This window comes from Microbacterium sp. (assembly GCF_017305435.1).
Classification (GTDB): Bacteria; Actinomycetota; Actinomycetes; order Actinomycetales; family Microbacteriaceae; genus Microbacterium.
In genome coordinates, this window is record NZ_JAFKIP010000007.1 from 294,818 (window position 1) to 317,262 (window position 22,445).

20 protein-coding genes are annotated in these 22,445 nt (G+C 66.4%); 9 read left to right on the forward strand and 11 right to left on the reverse strand.

Annotated features, from left to right (window positions below; genetic code table 11):
* Positions 1–89: 89 nt before the first annotated feature.
* Both J0I43_RS14265 and manA read right to left on the reverse strand, forming a co-directional pair.
* Positions 90–407, reverse strand: a complete 318-nt coding sequence (locus J0I43_RS14265; RefSeq protein ID WP_292865248.1) for a WhiB family transcriptional regulator — start codon at positions 405–407, stop codon at positions 90–92.
* Positions 408–602: 195 nt separating this feature from the next.
* Entirely contained in the window at positions 603–1,826 is a 1,224-nt protein-coding gene (gene manA, locus J0I43_RS14270) for a mannose-6-phosphate isomerase, class I (protein WP_292865251.1), read from the reverse strand.
* Between the two features lie 41 nt (positions 1,827–1,867).
* On the opposite strand from manA, the gene J0I43_RS14275 reads away from it, so the two are divergent.
* The 3 genes from J0I43_RS14275 to J0I43_RS14285 are packed head-to-tail and all read left to right on the forward strand — an operon-like array spanning position 1,868 to position 5,670.
* Positions 1,868–3,265, forward strand: a complete 1,398-nt coding sequence (locus J0I43_RS14275) for an O-antigen ligase (protein WP_292865254.1) — start codon at positions 1,868–1,870, stop codon at positions 3,263–3,265.
* Positions 3,262–4,623: an O-antigen ligase family protein gene (locus tag J0I43_RS14280; protein ID WP_292865257.1), complete on the forward strand. Its 1,362-nt coding sequence runs from the start codon at positions 3,262–3,264 to the stop codon at positions 4,621–4,623. Before J0I43_RS14275 ends, J0I43_RS14280 begins: the two co-directional genes overlap by 4 nt.
* Before the next feature lie 12 nt (positions 4,624–4,635).
* Positions 4,636–5,670 (forward strand): glycosyltransferase, encoded by a 1,035-nt coding sequence (locus J0I43_RS14285; protein ID WP_292865260.1) that lies wholly within the window; start codon positions 4,636–4,638, stop codon positions 5,668–5,670.
* A 21-nt stretch (positions 5,671–5,691) separates the two neighbouring features.
* Here the strand turns inward: J0I43_RS14285 and J0I43_RS14290 are convergent, their stop codons facing one another.
* Positions 5,692–6,450: an ABC transporter ATP-binding protein gene (locus tag J0I43_RS14290; RefSeq protein WP_292865263.1), complete on the reverse strand. Its 759-nt coding sequence runs from the start codon at positions 6,448–6,450 to the stop codon at positions 5,692–5,694.
* Positions 6,450–7,250 carry an ABC transporter permease gene (locus tag J0I43_RS14295; RefSeq protein WP_292865265.1) on the reverse strand — a complete coding sequence of 267 codons (801 nt, stop codon included), beginning with the start codon at positions 7,248–7,250 and terminating at the stop codon, positions 6,450–6,452. The genes J0I43_RS14290 and J0I43_RS14295 overlap by 1 nt, the downstream gene beginning before the upstream one ends.
* 187 nt (positions 7,251–7,437) lie before the next feature.
* Between J0I43_RS14295 and J0I43_RS14300 the strand changes: the two genes are divergently transcribed.
* On the forward strand, positions 7,438–9,369 hold the full coding sequence (locus tag J0I43_RS14300) for a glycosyltransferase (RefSeq protein WP_292865267.1): 1,932 nt from the start codon (positions 7,438–7,440) through the stop codon (positions 9,367–9,369).
* Positions 9,370–9,469: 100 nt separating this feature from the next.
* On the opposite strand, the gene glf is transcribed toward J0I43_RS14300, so the two are convergent.
* Entirely contained in the window at positions 9,470–10,606 is a 1,137-nt protein-coding gene (glf, locus tag J0I43_RS14305; protein ID WP_292865270.1) for a UDP-galactopyranose mutase, read from the reverse strand.
* An 87-nt stretch (positions 10,607–10,693) separates the two neighbouring features.
* On the opposite strand from glf, the gene J0I43_RS14310 reads away from it, so the two are divergent.
* Genes J0I43_RS14310 through J0I43_RS14320 form a run of 3 tightly spaced genes read left to right on the forward strand, consistent with a single transcriptional unit; the run spans position 10,694 to position 13,852 of the window.
* Complete coding sequence (locus J0I43_RS14310) at positions 10,694–11,584, forward strand: glycosyltransferase (protein WP_292865273.1); 891 nt, start codon at positions 10,694–10,696, stop codon at positions 11,582–11,584.
* A 34-nt stretch (positions 11,585–11,618) separates the two neighbouring features.
* Positions 11,619–12,755: an NAD(P)-dependent oxidoreductase gene (locus J0I43_RS14315; protein WP_292865277.1), complete on the forward strand. Its 1,137-nt coding sequence runs from the start codon at positions 11,619–11,621 to the stop codon at positions 12,753–12,755.
* Entirely contained in the window at positions 12,755–13,852 is a 1,098-nt protein-coding gene (locus J0I43_RS14320) for an acyltransferase (protein ID WP_292865280.1), read from the forward strand. The genes J0I43_RS14315 and J0I43_RS14320 overlap by 1 nt, the downstream gene beginning before the upstream one ends.
* Before the next feature lie 11 nt (positions 13,853–13,863).
* Here the strand turns inward: J0I43_RS14320 and J0I43_RS14325 are convergent, their stop codons facing one another.
* Genes J0I43_RS14325 through J0I43_RS14345 form a run of 5 tightly spaced genes read right to left on the reverse strand, consistent with a single transcriptional unit; the run spans position 13,864 to position 19,191 of the window.
* The gene (locus tag J0I43_RS14325; RefSeq protein ID WP_292865283.1) at positions 13,864–14,832 is read right to left on the reverse strand and encodes a glycosyltransferase family 2 protein; all 969 of its coding nucleotides are present in this window, start codon (positions 14,830–14,832) and stop codon (positions 13,864–13,866) included.
* Positions 14,832–16,085 carry a hypothetical protein gene (locus tag J0I43_RS14330; protein ID WP_292865286.1) on the reverse strand — a complete coding sequence of 418 codons (1,254 nt, stop codon included), beginning with the start codon at positions 16,083–16,085 and terminating at the stop codon, positions 14,832–14,834. Before J0I43_RS14330 ends, J0I43_RS14325 begins: the two co-directional genes overlap by 1 nt.
* Positions 16,078–16,476, reverse strand: a complete 399-nt coding sequence (locus J0I43_RS14335; RefSeq protein ID WP_292865288.1) for a DUF2304 domain-containing protein — start codon at positions 16,474–16,476, stop codon at positions 16,078–16,080. The genes J0I43_RS14330 and J0I43_RS14335 overlap by 8 nt, the downstream gene beginning before the upstream one ends.
* Positions 16,473–17,219 carry a glycosyltransferase family 2 protein gene (locus tag J0I43_RS14340; protein ID WP_292865291.1) on the reverse strand — a complete coding sequence of 249 codons (747 nt, stop codon included), beginning with the start codon at positions 17,217–17,219 and terminating at the stop codon, positions 16,473–16,475. The genes J0I43_RS14335 and J0I43_RS14340 overlap by 4 nt, the downstream gene beginning before the upstream one ends.
* 31 nt (positions 17,220–17,250) lie before the next feature.
* Entirely contained in the window at positions 17,251–19,191 is a 1,941-nt protein-coding gene (locus tag J0I43_RS14345; RefSeq protein WP_292865293.1) for a DUF6541 family protein, read from the reverse strand.
* A 102-nt stretch (positions 19,192–19,293) separates the two neighbouring features.
* Here J0I43_RS14345 and rfbA point away from each other — a divergent pair, with 102 nt between their 5' ends.
* Together rfbA and rfbB are read left to right on the forward strand one after the other, a co-directional pair.
* Positions 19,294–20,163, forward strand: a complete 870-nt coding sequence (gene rfbA, locus J0I43_RS14350) for a glucose-1-phosphate thymidylyltransferase RfbA (RefSeq protein WP_292865295.1) — start codon at positions 19,294–19,296, stop codon at positions 20,161–20,163.
* Positions 20,163–21,161 carry a dTDP-glucose 4,6-dehydratase gene (gene rfbB, locus J0I43_RS14355; protein WP_292865298.1) on the forward strand — a complete coding sequence of 333 codons (999 nt, stop codon included), beginning with the start codon at positions 20,163–20,165 and terminating at the stop codon, positions 21,159–21,161. The genes rfbA and rfbB overlap by 1 nt, the downstream gene beginning before the upstream one ends.
* 51 nt (positions 21,162–21,212) lie before the next feature.
* On the opposite strand, the gene J0I43_RS14360 is transcribed toward rfbB, so the two are convergent.
* Complete coding sequence (locus tag J0I43_RS14360) at positions 21,213–22,442, reverse strand: ABC transporter ATP-binding protein (RefSeq protein WP_292865301.1); 1,230 nt, start codon at positions 22,440–22,442, stop codon at positions 21,213–21,215.
* Positions 22,443–22,445: the final 3 nt, after the last annotated feature.

Below are 22,445 nucleotides of genomic sequence, written 5' to 3' on the forward strand. Positions count from 1 at the left end.
CGGTGCCGGATCGGTGATCGAGTGCCGCGGCGCAGCCGCGGTGCCGAATCGGTGATCGAGTGCCGCGGCGCAACCGCGGTGTATCGAGATCAGGCGCGGCGCTTGAGCTTGCGGCGCTCGCGCTCGCTGAGGCCGCCCCAGATGCCGAAGCGCTCGTCGTTCTGCAGCGCGTACTCGAGGCACCGGTCACGCACGTCGCACGAGGTGCAGATGCGCTTGGCATCCCGCGTCGAACCACCCTTCTCCGGGAAGAAGGCTTCAGGATCCGTCTGCGCGCAGAGCGCGTCCGCCTGCCATGCGAGGGTGGTCTCCTCTTCGATGGGAGCCGGACGCCGGACGCCGGGAACACCCAGGTTCACCGGATCGACGAACCAGTTCTCGGGAACCCCGGAACGGTAACCCGTCATAGTCGTTCTCCCCACTGATTCCCGTCACGCGGTCCGCGTGTTGGGAATAATTACACCGCTGTCATTCGCTGGGGTCAAGTCGCAGATCGTAAACCCTCAAGGCGTGATCGAACGTTCAGCGCGTGCTCACCGGCGTGTCGCGCGCGACGAACCCGGTCCTGCGCCGGTGTCGAAAGCCCAGGTCGCGGGCGGAGTTCAGCGACGGCCCGGCTGAGCGAGGAAGACCTCGCCGCTGCCCGCGATCTCGAGGCCGGGCGCTCCCCCGCCGGCGTACACCGCGTCGCCGGCACGGAGCTCCACCGCTTCACCCGGTGCGTCGCTCTCCGCGACGCGCACGGAGCCCCGCGTCGCGAGGACGATCGCGGGGCCCTCCAGGGCCGCCGAGAAGGTTCCCCCGTCGAGCTCGACTCGCGTGAGGGCGAAGTCCGGGACGCCGACGTCGTACCTGACCGCACGGTCGCCGGCCGGCGTCGGCTCCACGATCGGCGCCGGGCCCGGCGCGGCATCCACGATCCGCAGGAGTTCGGGGACGTCGACGTGCTTGGGCGTGAGGCCGCCCCGCAGCACGTTGTCGCTCGCGGCCATCAGCTCGACGCCGAGCCCCGACTGGTAGGCGTGCAGGACGCCCGCCGGGGCGAACAGCGCCTCTCCCCGTCGCAGCACGACGAGGTTCATGAGGAGGGCCACGAACAGTCCGCGATCCCCGGGGAAGTCGGATGCCGCGGCCCGCAGCACCGCGACCTCCTTGCCGAAGGGCGCGCCGGTCCCTTCCGACGCGGTGGTCTCGGACGCCGCGGCATCCAGCGCCGCGGTCAGCCGCGCGACGTCATCGGGCGTCGCCTCGGACAGCGCCCACGCGAGCGCGGACCGGAGCGCCTGCTCCTCATCCCCGTCGGCGAGGAGCGCGTCGAGGGCGCCGAGGGCCGGGCCGCCACCTGCCGCGCTGTCGTCCACCGCGCGCGACAGCACCGCGAGCAGCTCCCGCGTCTCGGCGACGGGCCGGAGCCCCACGAGCGCGCGGAACTCGTCGCTCAGCGCGACGATGATCTCCGGCTTGTGGTTGTCGTCGCGGTAGAGGCGATCGTCGGCGTCGCGCGGGATGCCGTCCGCCTCCTCCCGCGCGAAGCCGGCTTCGGCCTCGGTCTTCGTCGGGTGCGCCTGGATCGACAGCGACGACCCGGCCGCGAGGAGCTTCAGGAGGAACGGCAGCGACGGCTCGCCGAGGGCGGCGAGCGCGGCATCCAGCGTCAGGCCCGCCTGCGCACTCCTGCCGCTCACGCGCGACGGGCTGCCCGGGTGGTCGCCGTACCAGATCTCCGCCTCGGGCTGGCCGGTGGAGGCGCGCCCGACGAGAGCGGGGATGAGGTCGGGAGACCCCCACGAATACGCGCGCGGAACGTTGGAGATCGGCAGGAGCATGCCCTCAGCCTAGAACCACCGCAGGGTAGCCTGATCTGACCATGGCCGTGCACACGAATCACCCCGTCGCGGCCCCGCCGCGGGCCCCCGTGCGGGAGACGACGGGGCATCTGCTGCTGCGCGGCTGGTGCATCTTCGTCATCGCCGGCGCCCTTGCCGGCACGGCATGGCTGATGGCGTTCGGCACGGTCGTCTCGGGCGTCGTCGCGGTCGCGACGGGCATCGTCTCGATCACGCTGTGGTTCGTCCTCCGACCGGACGTGCAGTGGCGCCGCCTCCCCTGGTATGCCCTGCTCTACGTCGCGTGGGCGATCGCGTCGCTCATCTGGACGGCGTACCCCGGAGCGACCGAGCTGACGCTGCTGCTGCTCCTCACGACCACCGTGCAGGCGATGTTCGTCGGGTCGGTCCTCACCTGGCGCGAGCTCGTGCGGTCGATCGCATCCGCGTTGAAGTGGGTGCTCTCGCTGTCGATCCTCTTCGAGCTGTGGGTGTCGCTCTTCTGGGGCGGACCCATCCTGCCCGAGTTCGGCCGCCCCGAAGCGGGCGTGCACTATGACCCCATCGTCTACTGGTCGCGCGACAACCTCTTCGACGGCGGGCGCATCCAGGGCATCTTCGGCAACGCGAACCCGCTCGCCTACGTCGCCCTCGTCGCCATGATCGTCTTCGCGGTGCGGTTCGCGTCGCGGGCACCGCGCAGGCTCCTGCTCGCGGGGTGGTTCCTCCTCGCGGCCTACCTCTTCGTCCGTGCCGGCTCGGCGACGGCGACCCTCGCCGCAGGCGCCGTCGTCGTCGTGCTCGTCACCGTCCTGCTCATGCGCACCGCCCGCCGGCCGGGCGGACGCACGCGGTACTACATCGCATACGCCGTCGTCGCCCTCGGCGGATTGACGGCCCTCTGGCTCGCCCGCGATGCCGTGTTCTCGATGCTCGGCCGCTCTTCGGACCTCACCGGCCGGGAGGGCATCTGGACAGCCGTGTGGGAGAAGGCGGTCGAGCGTCCCATCGTCGGGTGGGGCTTCTCCACGCCGTGGGTGCCGACCGATCCGCATTTCGACGGCTGGATCGTCGACCACGGCCAGACCGTCATGCAGGCGCACAACATGTGGCTCGACGTGTTCTTCCAGCTGGGGGCGATCGGGCTGCTGTTCATCGCGGTCACGATGGCGGCGTTCGTCTGGCGCTCGTGGTTCTTCGCCGTCGACCGCCCCCGGTGGGATCTCGTCGCCGACCGCCCGTACTCGCCCATCACGCTCGTCCCGACGCTCGTCGGCGCCATCCTTCTCGTGCAGGGGCTCGCCGAGTCGGGTCCGCTGCTCGGGTGGGGATGGTTCTTCATCGTGATGCTGGCCTTCAAGATCAAGCAGGCTCCGCTCATCGGGCGGGGGCCCAGCGAGGAGCGGCTCCTCGGCGAGCAGGGCGAGTCGCCGCGATGACGTCGGATGCCGCGGGCTCCGCCGCCTCGGAGGGGCCGTGGCACGACGGCCACCGGGGGACGCCGCCGCCTCGCGGTCTCGCCGCGCTGCTGAACTCGGCCGACTTCGCCCGCGCGTACACCCTGACGGTGTTCGCCGCGCTCGTGGGAGCGCACCTGATCTCACGCCTCGCGGGCGTCGTGACACTGCGCACGGTCATCGCGGGGCTGTGCGTCGTCGGCATCGGCATCCTCGTCGTGCGCCGCGCCGAGGTCTCGCTCCTGCGCCTCGTGCCGACGACGCTCGTGCTGCTCGTCGTGTGGGCCTTCGCGAGCATCTTCTGGAGCACGGACCCGTTCGGCAGCTTCGCTCGCTGGACGGCCATGCTCGCGGTTGCCTTCCTCGCCGTGACGATCGGACACATCCGCGACACGCTGCAGACCGTGCGCGCGCTCGGCGACGTCCTGCGCGGCGCCCTGTCGCTCTCCCTCGCACTCGAGGTGCTGAGCGGGGTGATCATCGACACCCCGCTGCGGTTCCTCGGCATCCAGGGGAATCTGGCCCATTTCGGGCCGGTCCAGGGGATCTTCGGCACGCGCAACACGCTCGGATTCATCGCCGTCGTCGCGATCATCACGTTCGCGGTGGAGCTGCGGGCGCACTCGGTGCGGCCTGGGCTGTCGGTGTTCTCGCTGGCGCTCGCGACCGCGCTGGCGCTCCTGTCGGCATCGCCGACCGTGCTCGTGCTCGCGGTGGTCGTCGGCGTGGCCACGGGAGCGCTCGCCCTCGTCCGATCGGTGCGGCCCGAACGGCGCGTGCGCGTGCAGTGGACGCTCGCCGCGGTCGTCGGCGTCGTCGGCGTCGTGCTCTACACGCAGCGCGGGCGGATCATCGACGCGCTCGGCGCGACCGATGATCTGTCGATGCGGGCGAACCTCTGGGCGCTCGCGCGGTACTTCGCGGGGCGCCAGCCGGTGCAGGGCTGGGGTTGGTTCGGATCGTGGGATGTCGCCGAGCAGCCGTTCGCGACGATCAATCAGCTGCTCGGGCAGCATCACTCGACGGCGCTGAACGCGTACGTCGACATCCAGCTGCAGCTCGGCTGGGCGGGCCTGCTGCTGCTGTGCGCGCTGGGCGGCATGGCGCTCGTCCGGTCATGGCTCGATGCGAGCCAGCGCCGGTCCGTCGTGTACGCGTGGACGCCGCTCATGCTGATCGCCCTCGCCGTCACGAGCGCGTTCGAGTCGGTGGCGCTGTTCGGCGTGGGCTGGCTCCTGCTCGTCGTGTGCGCCGTGCGCGCCGGGCAGTCGCGAGGGTGGCGCGAGCGACTCGGGGCGCAGGCGCCGATCGGAGCGGTCCCGGCACTGCCGCCGGGGTAGAATCTCCAGGTCATGACGCACCCCTCCGCACCGCTCCCGGCTTCCAGCGAATCGTCTGGTGACGCGACCTCCGCCGTGCCGTTCGACCCCGCGAACGCGACGATCGCGGTCGTCACGTTCAACCGTTCGGCGCTGCTCACGCGCCTGCTCGACTCGATCACCGCGATGGACCCCAAGCCGGGTCACCTCGTGATCGTCGACAACGCCTCGACGGACGACACCACGGACGTCGTCGAGTCGTACCGCGACTCGATCGGCAGTGGCCCTCAGAAGACGCAGATCGTCTACCGCCGCCTCGACACCAACACCGGCGGATCCGGCGGGTTCAGCGAGGGCATGCGCATCGCGTACGAGCTCGGCTCCACGTGGATCTGGGTGATGGACGACGACGTCGAGGTCATCTCCGACGGGCTCGCCCGGATGGGCGCGTGGGCTCCGCGCTTCCGCTCGATCCAGGGGCGCCGCTACGACTTCGACGGCAGCGAGTTCTACTGGCAGTACCGGATCTCCGAGCCCCTCGGCATCCCGATTCCTTTCGCTCCGAGTGGCTTCGACGCGTCGGGGTACAAGGAGATGAATTCGGGCTGCTTCGAGGGCATGTTCATCCACCGCGACATCGTCGCGCAGATCGGGCTGCCCGACCCGCGGTTCTTCATCTACTGGGACGATCAGACCTACGGGTGGCTCGCCTCGCGTGTGACCACAGCGGTCATCGTGAACGAGTTCGTCCTGCGCCGCACCCGCGAGATAAAGCAGTGGGACATGGGCATCCGCCACATGAACGCCTCGTCGGATGCCTACCGCTACTACATCATGCGCAACCGCGCCCTCATCAAGCAGTACTACCGTTCGAAGGGCGCGTACCGCCCAATCGCATTCGGCCTCGGGACCGCACTGACCTTCGGTAAAGAGATCATCCGCCTCATCTTCGTCGAGAGGAAAGCGACCGGCACGTCGCATCTCGTCCGCGGTCTCCGGGATGGTCGGAAGATCGCCGCCGACCGCTCGTGGAAGCCGATGCCGCCGCTCGTGGATGCCGAGGGCTGAGTTCGGTCGTCGCCGGCGCGATCAGCTGTTGTAGTCGGCGTTGTAGGCCGCGAGGACGTCGCCGATCGGTGCATCCAGCTGGAGCGCGCCCCTATCGAGATAGAGGCCGCGCGTGCAGAAGCGGCGCAGATCCTTCTCGTTGTGGCTGACGAAGAAGAGCGTGCGGCCGTCGGCGAGCAGCTCGTCGATGCGGCGGTAGCACTTCTCGCGGAAGGCCTTGTCTCCGACCGCGAGGACTTCGTCGACGAGGAGCGTCGGTTCGTCCAGCTGCGAGACGACAGCGAACGCGAGACGCACCTTCATGCCGCTGGAGAGATGCTTGTACGGGGTGTCCACGAAGCTCTCGATCTCGGCGAAGGCGATGATGTCGTCGAACCGGCGAGCGACCTCGGCTTTGGACATGCCGTGCAGGCCCGCGGTAAGCCGGACGTTCTCGCGCACCGTGAGGTCGCCGACGAATCCGCCGGTGATCTCGATGAGCGGGGCCACTCCCCCGTGCACGGTCACCGACCCCTCATCGGGAAGGAGGACGCCGGCGACGAGCTTGAGGAGCGTGGACTTGCCCTGGCCGTTGCGGCCGACGACGCCGATCGCCTCGCCTCGGCGCACGTCGAACGTGACGTTCCGCAGGGCCCAGAACTCTCCCGGGCGCGTCCGGCGTGCGGAGCCGCCGAAGAGGTCCTTGAGGCTGCGCCGACCGCGGCGACCCCGACGGAAGCGCACGCCGAGGTCTGCGACCCGGATCGCGATGTCGGTGGGCTCGGTGTGCTGTGCGGCCATCACAGCTCCTTCAGTACCGACGGCTCGAGCCGGCGGAAGACGGCCAGGCCGAGCCCCAGGAAGGCGAGCGACATCGCCGCCGCGACGATGACCGCCGCGGCATCCCACTGATCGGGGAAGAGCCCGACCCGGTACAGGGCGAAGATGCCGGAGAGAGGGTTGAAGACGGCGAGCTCGCGGAAGGGGCTCGGGAGGTCGGCGAGGCCGTAGATGATCGGCGACGCGTAGAACAGGGCGCGCAGGATGAGGCGCGTCGTGCGCTCGAGGTCGGTCCAGAGGGCACAGAGGGGCGCGACGATGAGGCCGAGGCCGGTGAGGAGGATCGCCTGCAGCAGGATGCCGAGGGGGAAGAGCAGGATCATCGGGTTCAGCGCAGCGTGAGGCACCGCGAAGACGGCGAAGAGGATGAGCACGGGGATCGAGAAGGCGAACTCGATGCCTTTGCTGAGTACGATGCGGCCGACCCAGATCGAGCGCGGAATGGCGGTCGAGCGGACGAGCTTCGCGTCGCGGTTGAACGCCTTCGTGAGGTCGCCCACCGCCGAGTTGAACCACACCCAGGGCAGGAGACCCGCGATGAGGAACACGATGTACGGCTCGCCGCCGATGCCGTTCCGCTGGAAGACGAGAGTGAAGACGAACCAGTAGATGACGCTCATCACGAGCGGATCGAGCACCGACCACAGGTACCCGAGAGCGCTCGTCGCATACCGCACCTTGAGGTCTCGCGCCGACAGCAGCCACAGCGAGTGGAGGTAGCGCCGGGCGGAGCCAGGAGCGCCGACGACGGCGGAGGTCACGGGGATGAGTCTATGAGAGCGAGCAGAGTGGCGCCGGGATGGCAGAGACAGAGAAGTGACGACTCGCGCGACTAGACTGCTGATCTGGCTCGTCCGAACGCGATTCCGCCGACGTGGATCGGGGTGCGGAGTCGGATACCGCTGTGGCTTCCTCGACGGACCCGGCCTCCGAACCTTGGAGTGATACGTGACTCATATTCTTCAGAACACTGTGCTTCCCGTCGATCGCGATCCGGATCTGTTGCCCCTGTACGTCGACCCGGAGACGTGGACATCCATTGACGAAGAGCCGGTTCGCGTATCGAACCGCGCTCAGCTGGGCAACATCCTGGGGCGAACAAAAGCCAGGATCGTCGCCGGCCGACGCGTCTCGTTCGGCACGTACTTCAACGCCTTCCCCGCGTCCTACTGGCAGCACTGGACGACGGTGCGCGACGTGACGCTTTCGGTGCGCACCAGTGGCCCCGCGACGATCCTCGTCTATCGCTCCACCGGAAGCGGCGTGCGCCAGCGAATCGACACCCGAGAAGTGGACGGCGAGGCCACCACCACATTCGGCCTCACGCTCAATCAGTACAGCGATGGGGGCTGGATCTGGTTCGACGTCGCCGCCGACGAGAAGTCCGCGGTGTTCGAAGGCGCAACATGGTCGACGGAGGCGGAGCCGCGCAGGAACGGCAAGGCGACCATCGGCATCACGACCTACAACAAACCCGACTACTGCATCGGCACGTTGCGGGCGCTGGCCGCGAGTCCCGAAGTGCTTCCGCTGCTCGACCGCGTTTATGTGATCGACCAGGGCGATCGCCTCGTTTCGGCAGAGCCGGGATACGACGATGTCGCCAGCGCTCTCGGTGAGACCCTGCAGATCGTGACTCAGCCGAACCTCGGCGGCTCGGGCGGGTTCGCGCGGGCGATGACGGAGACACTACAACGACCCGACAGCGACTTCGTCCAGTTGTTGGACGACGACGTCCGCATCGAGCCGGAGTCGATCCGGCGGTCGATCATGTTCGCTCGCTTCGCGACCATCCCGACCATCGTCGGCGCGCACATGTTCGATCTGCTCGATCGGCCCAAGCTGCACGCGTGGGCAGAGGTCGTGGACGAGGTGCCCTTCATGTGGCGCACCCTTAACCAGGAACGAATGCCACACGATTTCTCGGTCGCGAACCTGCGTCAGTCGCCCTTGCTGCATTCGCGGCTCGACGCCGACTACAACGGGTGGTGGATGTGCCTGATCCCCAAAGAAGTCGTGCGCGAGGTTGGTCTGGCGCTCCCCGCGTTCATCAAGTGGGATGACGCGGAGTATTCGTTGCGGGCGCGCGAGGCAGGATTCCCCACGGTTTCCGTTCCGGGCGTCGCTCTGTGGCATGTGTCGTGGGTGGGCAAGGATGACTCGATCGACTGGCAGGCCTACTTCCACGCGCGCAATCGCATCGTCGCAGGGCTCCTGCATTCCCGCGCACCGCTAGGCGGGGCGCTGATCAAGCACAGCCGCCGCCTGGATCTCAAGCACCTCATGATGATGCAGTACTACCCCGTCGCCCTCCGCCACCTTGCGCTGCGCGACGTCCTGTCGGGGCCGGCGCATATGAGGGCGAACCTCGCGACCGCTATGCCCGAGGCTCGAGCCATGTCTGCAGGATTCCCGGAGACCGTCGTGCACCGCGATACGGAAACCCCGATGCGCTCACGACGAGGCCGCCAAGTGTTCCCGCGGTTCAAGCGTCACCAGTACGACAGCCCGACCGGCATGCGCCTGCGCTGGTTCACGGCATCCACTCTGCTCTCCCACTGGTTGCACGCGCCTCGCCCCGAGAACGTCATGCAGCCCGAGGTGGAATTCGGGAAGGACGACGCGCATTGGTGGCGCGTCCCTCTCTTCGATAGCGCCCTCGTCAACGCCGCGGATGGCTCGGGTAAGAACGTGTACACCCGCGATCGCGCACAGTTCCGTCGGATGCTGATCGACAGCATCCGCTTGCACCGCGCACTGAGGAGGCGGTGGCCGAAGCTGGCCACCGAGTATCGCGCAGCGCTCCCGGAGCTCGTCTCTGCCGAAGCATGGGCTCGGACATTCGCCGTTCAGACCGACGAAGGAAGATTGGCGCCGTAGGCCACGCAACGTCAGCGGTCTGGGCATCCGTCTTCGTCTCGGCCGTTGAGACGGACCCCGAAGTGGCCTGCGTCCGCCACGGTGATTACGTAGAGCGGAATCAGGCGAGTTGGTTGTTCCACATCGACAGGGCCGACCCGATGGCCATGTGCATATCCAGATACTGGTACGTGCCAAGCCGTCCGCCGAAGTGGACGTCCTGCTCACCCTTGGCGAGGTCGCGATATGCGAGCAGCCCGGTACGGTCCTCCGGTGTGTTCACCGGATAGTAGGGCTCATCCCCCCGTGTGGCGAAGCGCGAGTATTCGCGCATGATCACGGTCTTGTCGGTCGGGTATCGATCCGCACGCTCGGGATGGAAGTGCTTGAACTCGTGGATCCGGGTATACGGCACCGAGGCATCCGCGTAGTTCATCACGCTCGTGCCCTGGAAGTCGGCGACATCGAGCACCTCGCGCTCGAAGTCGAGAGTGCGCCAGCTCAGCTCGCCGGCGGTGTAGTCGAAGTAGCGATCGACCGGGCCCGTATAGACGATCGGCAGTTGGCCCACCGCCGCGGATCGGTTGAGGGGCTGCGACTCATCGAAGAAGTCGGTCCCCAATACGACCTCGATGTTGGGATGATCGGCCATTCGTTCTAGCCACGCCGTGTACCCGTCGGTGGGCAGACCCTCCCACGTGTCGTTGAAGTAGCGGTTGTCGTACGTGTAGCGAACGGGCAGCCGGCTGATGATCTCGGCGGGCAGGTTCTTCGGGTCCGTCTGCCACTGCTTGGCCGTGTAATCGCGGATGAACGCCTCGTACAGCGGTCGGCCGATGAGCCCGATACCCCGCTCCTCAAGATTCTGAGCATCTTTCGGATCGAACTCGCCGGCGAGCTCGCGGATCAGATCGCGTGCCTCGTCGGGCGTGTGGGCGGCCTGGAAGAACTGGTTGATGGTCCCGAGATTGATCGGCAGCGGATAGACCACGCCCTTGTGATTGGTGTACACACGGTGGACGTAATCGGTGAAGGTCGTGAATCGATTGACGTACTCCCACACCGTCGCGTTGGACGTGTGGAACAGATGCGCTCCGTAGGTGTGCACCTCGATGCCGGTGGTCGGGTCGTCCTCGCTGTAGGCATTCCCGCCGATGTGGTGTCGGCGATCGATGACCGTGACCTTTCGGCCGTCGGCCGCTGCGCGCTCGGCGATGGTGAGGCCGAAGAAGCCGGAGCCGACGATGAGGAGGTCCATGCGCTGCTTTCACTCGTTGTTGTGGATGGCGTGCCCGATCCGAGGGATGATTCTATCCGCCGAGAACTTCCGTAACCTGGATGAGCCATGACTCTCGAGATCTTCGTGCCCTTCTGGGGCGACCCCGGCCTGTTGTACGAAACCGTCGACTCCGTGCGAGCACAGCGCAACCCGGACTGGAGGCTGGTGATCATCGACGACTGCTATCCCGACGAGTCGGTCGCCGAGCGCTTCGCGACGGAGACCGACCCCCGCATCACCTACGTGCGCAACAGCACCAATCTGGGAATCACGGAGAACTACCGCGAGGCGATCCGTAGGGCAACCGAGCCGCATATCGCGATCCTGGGATGCGACGACCTGCTGCACCCGAACTACGTCGACACGATCGCTCACACGATCGCCGTGGTTCCGGGCGCCGACGTGATCCAGCCCGGCGTGGACGTCATCGACGAGCACGGCACCGTGATCCGCCCACTCGCCGATCGCGTCAAGCAGGGACTGCTCGCCCCGCACGGAAGCTCGGGGATCACTATGCTCACCGGAGAGCACATGGCCACGAGCCTCATCCGTGGCGACTGGCTGTACTGGCCCTCCCTGGCATTTCGCACCGAGACCCTCCAGCGCATCGACTTCCGAGAGGGCCTGCCGATCATCCAGGATCTCGCCCTGCTCATGGACATCGCGTTCGACGGCGGAACGCTCGCTTACAACCCGACGCTTTCCTTCTCGTACCGACGGCATGGCGGCAGCGCGTCGCAGAAGACGCTGCTGGACGGTCGGCGCTTCCGCGACGAGCGTACCTATTACGCCGAGGCGCGGCGGCTCGCCGCCGCGCAGGGATGGTCTCGCACCGCTCGCACGGCCCGGGCGCGCGTCATGTCGCGTCTGCACGCCGTCACCGAGCTGCCCGGCGTCCTCCGGAGAGGAACGCGCTCCGGGATAAGATCGACGCTGGCGCACATCACCTCCCTCTGACCCGCTCGGGGTCACCCGCAGCCCAGGAGTCGTCATGGTCGAACACGTCCTCATCACCGGCGGTGCCGGCTTCATCGGCACCCGTCTCGCCCGACGCCTGGTCGCCGACGGTCACACCGTAACAGTGCTCGACGCGCTCATCCCCCAGGTACACGGAGACGACCCCGAGCGCACCTCACCTCTGTTGCGCTCACTCGACGGCATCGCGGAAGTCGTCCGCGGCACCGTGACCTCGGCAGATGATCTGAGGCGTGCTCTCGCGGGCACCACGGCGATCGTTCACCTGGCCGCCGAGACCGGCACAGGTCAGTCGATGTATGAGATCGAGCGATACGTACAGACGAACGTGGGCGGCACCGCGACTCTGTTGGACGTACTCGCGTCCGGCGATTTCCCGGTGCGTCGACTCGTGATCGCGTCTTCGCGATCGATCTACGGCGAGGGCTCGTACCGCACCGAAGACGGCCGGATCGTGCATCCGCCGCATCGCGCCGACGCCGACATGGCCGCCGGCGACTTCGACGTGCACCTGAGCGGCGAAGGACCGCTCACGCTCATCGCAACGAACGAAGATGCCACGCTGCACCCGTCGAGCGTATACGGCATCACCAAGCAGATGCAGGAGTCACTGATCATGACAGTCGCGCCGACGATCGGAATCGAGCCCGTCGCGCTCCGCTATCAGAATGTGTACGGCCCCGGCCAGTCCCTCAAGAACCCGTACACCGGCATCCTCTCCATCTTCTCCACCCTCATCCGCCAAGGTAAAGAGATCAACATCTTCGAGGACGGGCAGGAAAGCCGCGACTTCGTCTACATCGATGACGTCGCCGAAGCCACCTTCCTGGCCACGACCCGCGCGGAGGCAGCGGGGCACGTGTTCAACGTCGGCTCCGGAGTCGCCACGACCGTGCTGGATGTCGTTCACGCGCTGTTCGCCGCGTACGGCACCGAGGTAGCCACGCGCGTCTCCGGGAACTACCGCCTTGGAGACATCCGCCACAACGTCGCCGACACGTCACGGCTGCGAGACGTGCTCGGATTCACCCCCGTTGTCGCCTTCGCCGACGGCGTGCGTGAGTTCGCCCAGTGGGTCCTGAGTGAGCCCGTCGAGGGCGATGCCTATCAGCGCTCATTGGACGAGATGGCGGCGCGGAACCTGCTCAAGTGATGGCCGTCAGAGGTTCCTGGATCGATCCGAGGAACAACTCGCTGAACCTCTTGCGGCTCGTGATGGCCGCGATGGTGTTGTTTCACCATGTCATTCCCCTCACGGGTCGCGGCGAGGGCGTCGAGCTCACGCCGGGCGAGTCGGTCGGCGGATGGGCGGTGTTCGGCTTCTTCATGATCTCCGGCTACCTGATCACCGGGGCGCGCCTCCGCTCGGACGGTGGGCGTTATCTGATCAACCGCATCGCGCGACTGTTCCCCGCATTTTTCTTCGTGAACGTCCTCACGGCGTTCCTGCTCGCACCTATCGCGTTCAGCGTTCAGAACGGGTCGCTCGACGGCTTCCTTTCCACGCCGAACACCCCCGCCAGCTACGTGATCGGCAACGGCTGGCTCAAAATGGTGGACTACTCGGTGGCGGGCACCCTCGCCAACGTTCCTTATCCGTTTGCGTGGAACGGCTCACTGTGGAGCCTGTACTACGAGTTCACCGCCTATCTGCTGGTCGGGTTCTTCCTGGTGCTCCCTGCTGCGCGCCGGAGCGTGTGGCCGATGCTTCTTGCGTTCGTAGCCACGTGCGCGCTCAAGATCTGGAACGACGCGTTCGTCGTCGCCCTCAGCGGGATCGGCGCCGACGTCGTGCAGTTCGGCCGTCTTCTGCCATTCTTCTTCGGCGGCGCCCTGGTTTTCATGATCCGGGAGCGGTACGGCGAGAGGTTCACGCTGACATGGTGGGGAGCTCTTCTCTGCGCGGTGGGCACGGTTGCCCTCGTCCTCGTGTTTCCGGCCTACGGGGGTCAGCTCGCCGCACCGTTGCTCACGTACGTCCTGTTGTGGATCGGTGCACGCCTGCCGTCCCCGCAGCTCTTCCAAGTCCACGACTTCTCGTACGGCGTCTACGTCTGGGGCTTCCCGTTGACGCAGCTCCTGTGCCTGTGGGGATGGGCCGGGGCACCGCTTCCGCTCTTCTTCGCCGTGCTCGTCCCGTCGACCTTCGTGATCGCAGCACTGTCCTGGTTCTTCGTCGAACGTCCCACCATCCGGTGGTCGCGGGGCAAGCGCCATCCGTTCGGAGACCTCCGCTCGGAAGCGCGCTGAATCCGACTCGGTCAGCCCAGCGCGTACTGCCGTTTCACGTAGGCGGTGAACAGCCGGCGGTAGATGTCGGGCGCCGCCTTGAGGAGCAGTGCGCCCGCGCCCAGGACGGGCTTTCGGGCAAGGGTCGTCGCGATCATCGTCGGTGAGATGAGAGCGCGACACCTTGTCATCACTTCGCGCGCCGCGAGCGTATCTCGGGAACGCATCGCCGACTGTGCCGTCAGCATCAGGAACAGCGTCCGGCACACCATGAAAGCTCGTCGGCGGCTCGGCTCGGCGCCGAGCCACGGCCCCAGCTCGGACTCGGCGAACCCGAGGGCACGCTCCGTCTCGGCCACCTCGGGCACTCGCCCCCAGGTGAGGGAGCCGGCGGCGACGTAGTACTGCACGAGCGCGTCCGGAACCGATCGCACGCGCGCGACGCGTGAGAGCGCCACCACCCCCACGACGTGGTCTTCGAAGCGATGGATGTCGACCGGGTAAGTGATCCCGTCGAACGCAGCCCGCCGGATCATCTTGTCCCAAGGAAAGGGCGACACGTCCCCGACGAGCATCGCCGTGGCCGCCTCGTCGCCCGTCATCTCGCCGAGCCGCGTCGAGTGCGCCGTACGCCGCGTGCCGTCCGGCAGGACCACCGTGCGGCCGCAGATCACCGCGTCGACCTCCGATGCCGCCTCGTGCATTCGGGTCAGCAACCCGGGCTCCCACGCATCGTCAGCGTCGAGGAAGGCGATGAAATCTCCCTGCGCGGCGGCCAGGGCCGTGTTGCGCGCCGCCGAGATCCCCCGATTCCTTTCGTGGGCGATCACTCGCACTCGTGCGTCGCGGATGCCCTCCACGACCTCTCGCGACGAGTCCGCTGAGCCGTCGTCGACCACGATCACCTCGAAATCGACGTCGGTCTGTGCAAGAACGGACTGGACGGCGCGCGAGACCGACGAGGCCGCGTTGAACATTGGTATCAGGACGCTGGTACGCATCACGTCGCCGTCGCTCGCGACTCGCGGCGACGCAGCGCGCGGAGGACGAAGATGAAGTGGAACGCAGACCCCACCATCGGGCCGATCATCAGGGCAAGGACCGTACGCGTCGCGAGATCAAGCGGCATGAGCATGATGGCGGTCGACACGGCGAAGGCGAGGTACCACCCGACCGTGTTGACCGCATGCTCGTCGAGCGCGAGCGCGATCGCGCCGCCGAGAACGAGCAGCGCGAGGAATGCCGCCGCGGCCACGAGCAACGCGAGGATGGCAGGAGTATTCGCGTAGGCGGGGCCGAACACGAGCGCCATGAGCCACGGGCCGACCAGCGCCGCGAGTCCCCCACCCACCAGTGCTACGGCTACGACGAGGAGCAGCAGGCGCAGCAAAGAGGATCGCGCGCGCTCCGGATGCTCAACGAATGCGGCGATGACCATTGACTGGAACGCCGTGATCGGGATCAGCAGCGGCGCACGCGTCATCGACACCGCCATCACGACGGGGGCGGCACTCGCGTAGGTCGAAGGATCGGTGGTGGCGCTCATCAGAAGGGGGAACCCGGTCACGAGCAGGGCGTTGGCGCCCGAGGCCGCCATGGCATTGAGGATTCGCCCGATGAGGGCACCTCGACCGATGGCCACGCGCAGACTCCACACCGTACGCCACCCGGGCATCGATAGCGTCGCGGCGACCCACGTGACGGCGCCGGCAGCCGCAGCCGTCGCGAAGCCATCCACGCTCCAGCCTGCGACAGCTCCCACCACTGCAAGCGCCAGGCGCACGACGGACTCGCCGGCCGTGAGTCCGGCGAAGGCGCGCCAGCGTCCGAGCCCGGCGAATGTCCCGACGGCGGCGACATGACCGGCGTACAGGAACGCGGCTGCTCCCATCACCACGACAGAGAAGATGAGGTTCGTGTCGTCCACCAGGACGACGCCCCAGAGCGGGGTGAGCGCCAGCACGACCAGCGCGGCCGCCGCGCCGACGATCAGGGCCGAGGCAAGCGGCGACGTCTTCCGATCGTGGTCTCCCGTGCGCATTGAGTCAGCGCGCACGGCACGGGTGACCTCGTTCTGGATCCCCGACAGCACCGCGAACAGAGCGAAGAGTGCGGCCCAGAAGGTGAGGAAGGCGGTGTTCTGCTCGGTGGTCAGAGATCTCGCCGTGATCGCGAGAAAGGCCACTCCGGACAGTGCGGCCACCGCCGCGCCCACGGCGACGAGGGCCGCGGACGCGCCGGCTCGCTCAGCCATCGGTGTCGGCGTGCGGGCGGTGGCCGCCGCTCTCACCCTCGAGGGCATCGAGCCTGCGCTCCAGCTGCTCGTGCTTCGCCCGCAGGATCGCGTGTTCTTCGGCGGAGCGCCGGATCTCGTCCTCCGCCTGGGAGAGCTCCCACGAGAGGTGGAGCGCGACGCCGAGCAGCAGGACGATCGCCAGCGCAAACAGCAGGTTCGCGGGCACCTGCACGCCGAACAGGTCGGTGATGCCCAGCAGCAACTGGGGGAACAGTCCCAGGACCAGCACGGCCAGGCCGATGACCAGCCACAACACCGCGTATTTCTCGCGCAGACGCCGCGTCAGCAGCATCCACATGACGACGACGAGAATCAGGATCGCGAGAAGGATGCCGAAGAAGACGATCATGCTCGCGTCTCCTGCAGTTCCTCCGGCGCCGTACTTCGCGTCCGGCGCATGAGCGCGAGTCCCAAGGCGAATACCGAGCGCAGCAGGTACTTCGCCGACCCGATCGGGCCCTGGCTCGGGGTGCCGTGCCTGCGGGGCCGCATCGCGACCGGCACCTGGGTGACGGTGAGACCGGCGTGGCAGGCGGCGACCAGAGAATCAAGGGTGTCACCCAAGTACTCCGCGGGATAGTAGCGCACGTACTGGTCGATCGCGCGCGCGCCGGCAGCGCGGAAGCCGCTCGTGACATCGGTCAACCGCGTCTTGGCGACGCGCGAGAGGACGGACGCGAGGAAGCTCATCGCCCACTTCCGCGGACCACGCACTTCGTAGTCGCCGACATCGCTGAAGCGTGCACCGATGGAGATATCCGCCGTTTCCAGGCCCGCCAGGACTCGTTCGATGTCCGCGGGGTTGTGCTGGCCGTCGGCATCCACTTGGATCGCTCGCAGGTACCCCTCGCGCTGTGCGTAGGTGTAGCCCGTGCGCATCGCGCCGCCCACCCCGAGGTTGAACGGCAGACTGAGCACAGTCGCGCCCGCATCGGCGGCTACCTTCGCGGTCGCGTCGGTCGACCCGTCATCGACGACGGCGACATGGTAACGCGGGTCCGCATCGAGGATCTCATGAACGGTGGTGCCGACGTTGCGTTCCTCGTTCCAGGCGGGAACGATCACGAGAACGGCGTCGCGGGGTGCGGGCATGATGAGACGAGTCTACCGACGGAGTGCGAGATCACCCGCAGGCGACGATGCGGTACAACTTGGCATCCCCCTCCCTGTCGACGAGCTCCACCGCGCTGGACGTCGCGAGATCGTCGAGGCCGGGGAAGGGGTGCGCCCCGGGATGAACTTCTGCACGCCCGAAGTCGAGGACGTAGCCGACGCCGAGATCGGTGAGCGCGGCGCAGACGGCATCACCGCGCTGAGCCACGTCGAGCTCGTCGTTGACGGTCGCCATCTCGTCGGAGATGTACATGAGCGTGTGGGGCATGAGGACAGGCCGATCGGAAATCGCGAACGCGAGCGACGCCCCCGTCCATGGGCTTCCGGCGACCGTGACTCCCTCAGGTACCTCGTCGGGAAGCCGCTGGAGCAATGCATATTCATCCGAGTTGAGCAGCGGCGAAGCCGCATCGAGACGATAGCCACCCGACGCCCAGTCGACCGCTCGTTGCATCGTTCCGTCAGCTTGCAGCCCGATGAGCAAGACGGCGGCCGCAGCCACTCCTATGGTCGATCGAGCGACGGAACGTCGCGGCGCGACCGCGAGGGCAGGCCGGCGCGACATGATCGCGAGCCACGTGCGGCCTGCTCCATACGCGGCGAGTGGCACCAACGCGACTCCGAAGATCGCCGCCAGTCGTGGAAGGTTGTTGTACCAGCTCCCGGTGAGCGCATCCCGGAGAGCCGGCAACGGAAGCGCTGCGACCGCGATGAACAGTCCGGCCGCGACAAGGTACATCGACAATGCGAGTACGGCGCGGGGCGTGTGGTCGACGAGTGACCAGACGATGCCGGCCACCGCGGCCGCTGCGACGACGAACGCGGGTACGAGATACCACATCGAGACGCCGAGCACTTGGGATAGGGCGCCCAGCATCGACGTCTGAAGTGGCCAGCCACGAGCCTCGGCCGGCGGGCGCAGAACTCGGACGAGCACGGCCCCGATCGCGAGGTAGCCGGCTCCGCCGAGAACTATAGAGAGGCGACGTCTCATCGTCACCGAACCGCGGAGAGCACGCCAGATCGTGAAGGCGACCATGGGAAGTGTGAGCGCAAGCCAGGCAACGAATCCACCGGGATGCGCGAGCGCAAGGCCGGGTATGACGCCCACCAGAATGAGCGTCCACCACCATGTCCCTCGCGGCGCCACCTGCGGAACGATCCGCAGCACGCGAAGCGTGGCGGCAAGAGCGATGGGAAGGATGGCGAGACTGAGCTGAAGCGGGTACAGCACGCCGTAGTCCATCAGCAGTATCGGAAACACCGGCACAGAAGCGGAGAGCAGCGCGGCTGCCACCGTGTATGGCGCATAGCTGCCGAACAGCGTCCTGACGAGCAGGACGGCGGCCAGCGGCCACACAGCGGCCGAAACTGTAAAGACGAGTGCGTTGACGGCTATCGGGATGGAGACGCCCGTCAGCTGAACGATCAGCGCGACGATCCCGTGCCATGCCGCCGGGTAGAACGGAAGACTCCCGTCGGGGCTGGTCATCGTACCGAGGTGCAAAGAGGACGCGTCCCCCTCGGTAAGGATGAATCGCACCGCGTTCAAATGGAAAATGTTGTCGAACGTCTGCGAGATGTTTTCGGGCGCTTGCATCACGGCCGAGACTCGCCACGCAACGACGAGCGCAGCCACGGCAAGTGACGCAGGAAGCCAAGGAGATCCGCGGCGACGCGCGACTCCCGGATTTCCCGGCATCCCTCGACGCAGCAGGAAGATGGCAAGTCCGACGGTTCCCGTCATCGCGATGACGGGAATCACACTCCACGGGATGTGTAGCCAAGAGCCAACGACCGCTGTGCCCGCCGCCAGTGTGACTGCGAACGCCGGTGCAGCAGCGACGGCCCAATAGCCGCGCAGGCCAACCGCCCACGAGAGGAACCCGCCCAGGCCCCACAGCAAAGCGATCGCGGTGAGGACTGGCGGGAGAAGGGGGACGAAGGTCACGTCACAGGCCTTTCCGCCGATGCTGCTTACCGCGACACCTTACCGAGTAGAGCCTGAGAATCGGCGGCGCATTGCCCGGCGCGCCTATGACACGATTGGGGGGTGAAAGGCATCATCCTCGCCGGAGGCTCGGGTACGCGGCTACACCCGATCACGCTCGGGGTCTCCAAGCAGCTCATTCCTGTATACGACAAGCCGATGGTCTACTACCCGCTGTCGACGCTCATGTTGGCAGGCATCGACGAGATCCTCGTGATCACGACGCCTCACGACGCACCATTCTTCGAGCGCCTCCTGGGTGATGGTTCTCAGTTCGGCATCCGGCTTTCATTTGCACAACAGCCGTCACCCGATGGCTTGGCCCAAGCGTTCACTATCGGCGCAGATTTCATCGGCACAGACAAGGTGGCCCTCGTTCTGGGCGACAACCTCCTGTACGGGCCGAGCCTCGGGCGCCAACTGAAGCAGTACGCCGATGTGGACGGTGGAGCGATCTTCGCTTACTGGGTGGCTGAGCCGGGGGCATACGGGGTGGTGGAGTTCGCGGAGGATGGCCGGGCGATCTCCCTCGAGGAGAAGCCGGTTCATCCCAAGAGCAACTATGCAGTCCCCGGCCTCTACTTCTACGACAATGACGTCGTCGACATCGCTCGCTCCCTTGCGCCGAGTCCGCGCGGTGAGTACGAGATCACCGACATCAACCGCGCGTACCTCGAGCGTGGGAGGTTGCACGTCGAGGTGCTCCCTCGCGGCACCGCTTGGCTCGACACCGGCACATTCGACCAGATGACGGATGCCGCCGAGTACGTACGCACCATGGAACGTCGAACGGGAATGTCGATCGGTGTACCTGAAGAAGTCGCATGGCGTCAGGGGTTCCTCACAGACTCCGAGCTGCGCGAACGTGCGCAGAAGCTCGTGAAATCGGGGTACGGGACGTACCTGCTCGACACTCTGGAAAGGGGCCGCTGATGCGGAAGCTTCTCGTCACTGGCGGCGCCGGCTTCATCGGATCGAACTTCGTCCACCACGTTATCGAGCACACCGACGACCACGTCACCGTGCTCGACAAGCTCACGTACGCAGGCAATCGTGCGTCCCTCGATGGGTTGCCCGGCGATCGCTTCGCCTTCGTCGAAGGCGACATCGCGGACGCCATACTCGTCGATTCGCTGTTCGTTGAAGCAGACGCTGTCGTGCACTACGCAGCGGAGTCGCACAACGACAATTCGCTGAACGACCCGCGCCCGTTCCTCGACACAAACATCGTCGGAACATACACGCTCCTGGAGGCCGCGCGTAAGCACGGCACGCGCCTGCACCATATCTCTACCGACGAGGTCTACGGCGACCTTGAACTGGACGACCCCGAGCGATTCACCGAGAACACGCCTTACAACCCCTCCTCCCCTTATAGCAGCACGAAGGCGGGTTCCGACCTGCTGGTTCGAGCGTGGGTGCGGTCGTTCGGCGTTCAGGCAACGATTTCCAACTGCTCGAACAACTACGGCCCCTACCAGCATGTAGAGAAGTTCATCCCCCGTCAGATAACCAACGTGATACGCGGTATCCGCCCCAGGCTTTACGGCAAGGGAGAGAATGTCCGGGACTGGATACATGCCGAGGACCACTCATCGGCAGTGTTGACGATCCTCGACAAGGGGGTCATCGGCGAGACTTACCTCATCGGCGCCGATGGTGAGAAGAACAACAAGTCCGTCGTCGAGCTGATCCTGGAGCTCATGGGTCAGGACGCCGAAGCGTATGACCACGTCACTGACCGCGCGGGCCACGATCTGCGTTATGCGATCGACTCGACGAAGTTGCGCACCGAACTCGGCTGGGAGCCACAGTACCGTGACTTCGACGCCGGCCTTGCCGCCACGATCGACTGGTACAGGGCGAACGAGTTGTGGTGGTCCGCCGACAAGGACGGCGTCGAGGCGTTCTACGCTTCGAAGGGTCAGTAGGCCAGCCACCCCGTCAGCGTTGGCGCGATCAGTCGACGATTGCCCGCGCGGTCAGAACTGGTCAAACACGACGTCGACATCCACGCGTAGATGGCCGATGGCATGAGGATCGGCTTCCATGTTGAAGGACGCTGCCTGCATGATGGCGTGAAGAACCTGCCCTGAGCTGTCGATCAGAGTGGTGTTGACGAAGAACTTCCCACCCCCTAGTGCGGGGTTCTTCAAGCTGAATACAACATCACGCTGACCTTCGACGACGGGAACTGAGTCATCGAGCCAGTCAGTGCCCGTGACGAAGACCTTCTGCCCCATGGTGTCGTCGATCTGGATCCGACACACAGCGCCTTCAAGGTGTTCCGCAGTGATCGAGAGTCGGACCTCGACATCCTCGCCCGCGTGCACGGTATCGCTGACATCACGACCCGCCGGGCGGACCGCGACTTCGGTGATCGCGCCCAGCTGCCGTTGCTCGGGAGTCGAGGCCGGGGCGCCCTCAGCGACCCTGCGCTGCTCGAGCAGATCTCGAAAGCGTCCCACGGCGAGCGACGGGGCTCCGTCGAACACCACCTCTCCATCGTTGAGCAGGACGCACCGCCCACATAGATCGACCACCTGATCGAGAGAGTGACTCACCAGGATAATGGTGCGGCCCTGATGTTGGAACTCACGGATACGGTCCATGCACTTGCGTTGGAAGGCCTCGTCACCGACGGCCAGCACCTCATCGACGAGCAAGATGTCCGGATCGGTATGGACCGCCACAGCGAAGGCGAGGCGCACGTACATACCGGAGGAATAGAACTTGACCTGAGTATCGATGAAGTCCCCGATCGCAGCGAAGGCGACGATGTCATCGAACTGGAGTTCCGTCTCCTGTCTGCTGAGACCGAGCACCGCCGCGTTGAGGAAGATGTTCTCGCGGCCCGTCAGATCTGGGTGGAATCCGGCGCCCAACTCGAGTAGCGCAGCAAGCCGACCCCTCCGGCGAACACTGCCGGCGGTGGGTTCGATGATTCCGCCGATTGCTTTGAGCAGAGTGCTCTTGCCTGAGCCGTTGTGGCCGATGAGTCCGATCGTCTCACCCGCGTAGATGTCAAGAGTCACGCCGCGGAGAGCCCAGAAGTCCTTGCGATGCCGACGGCCTGCTCGACCGAGAGTCACGATCCGCTCTTTGAAGGAGGAGTCCTTCCGGATTGTGAAGCGCTTGGAGACGTTCTCGACACGCGCGACTTCGGGGCGCGCGTCATCCGGGCGCGTCGAGAGCGACGGTAGTTGCGACATAGC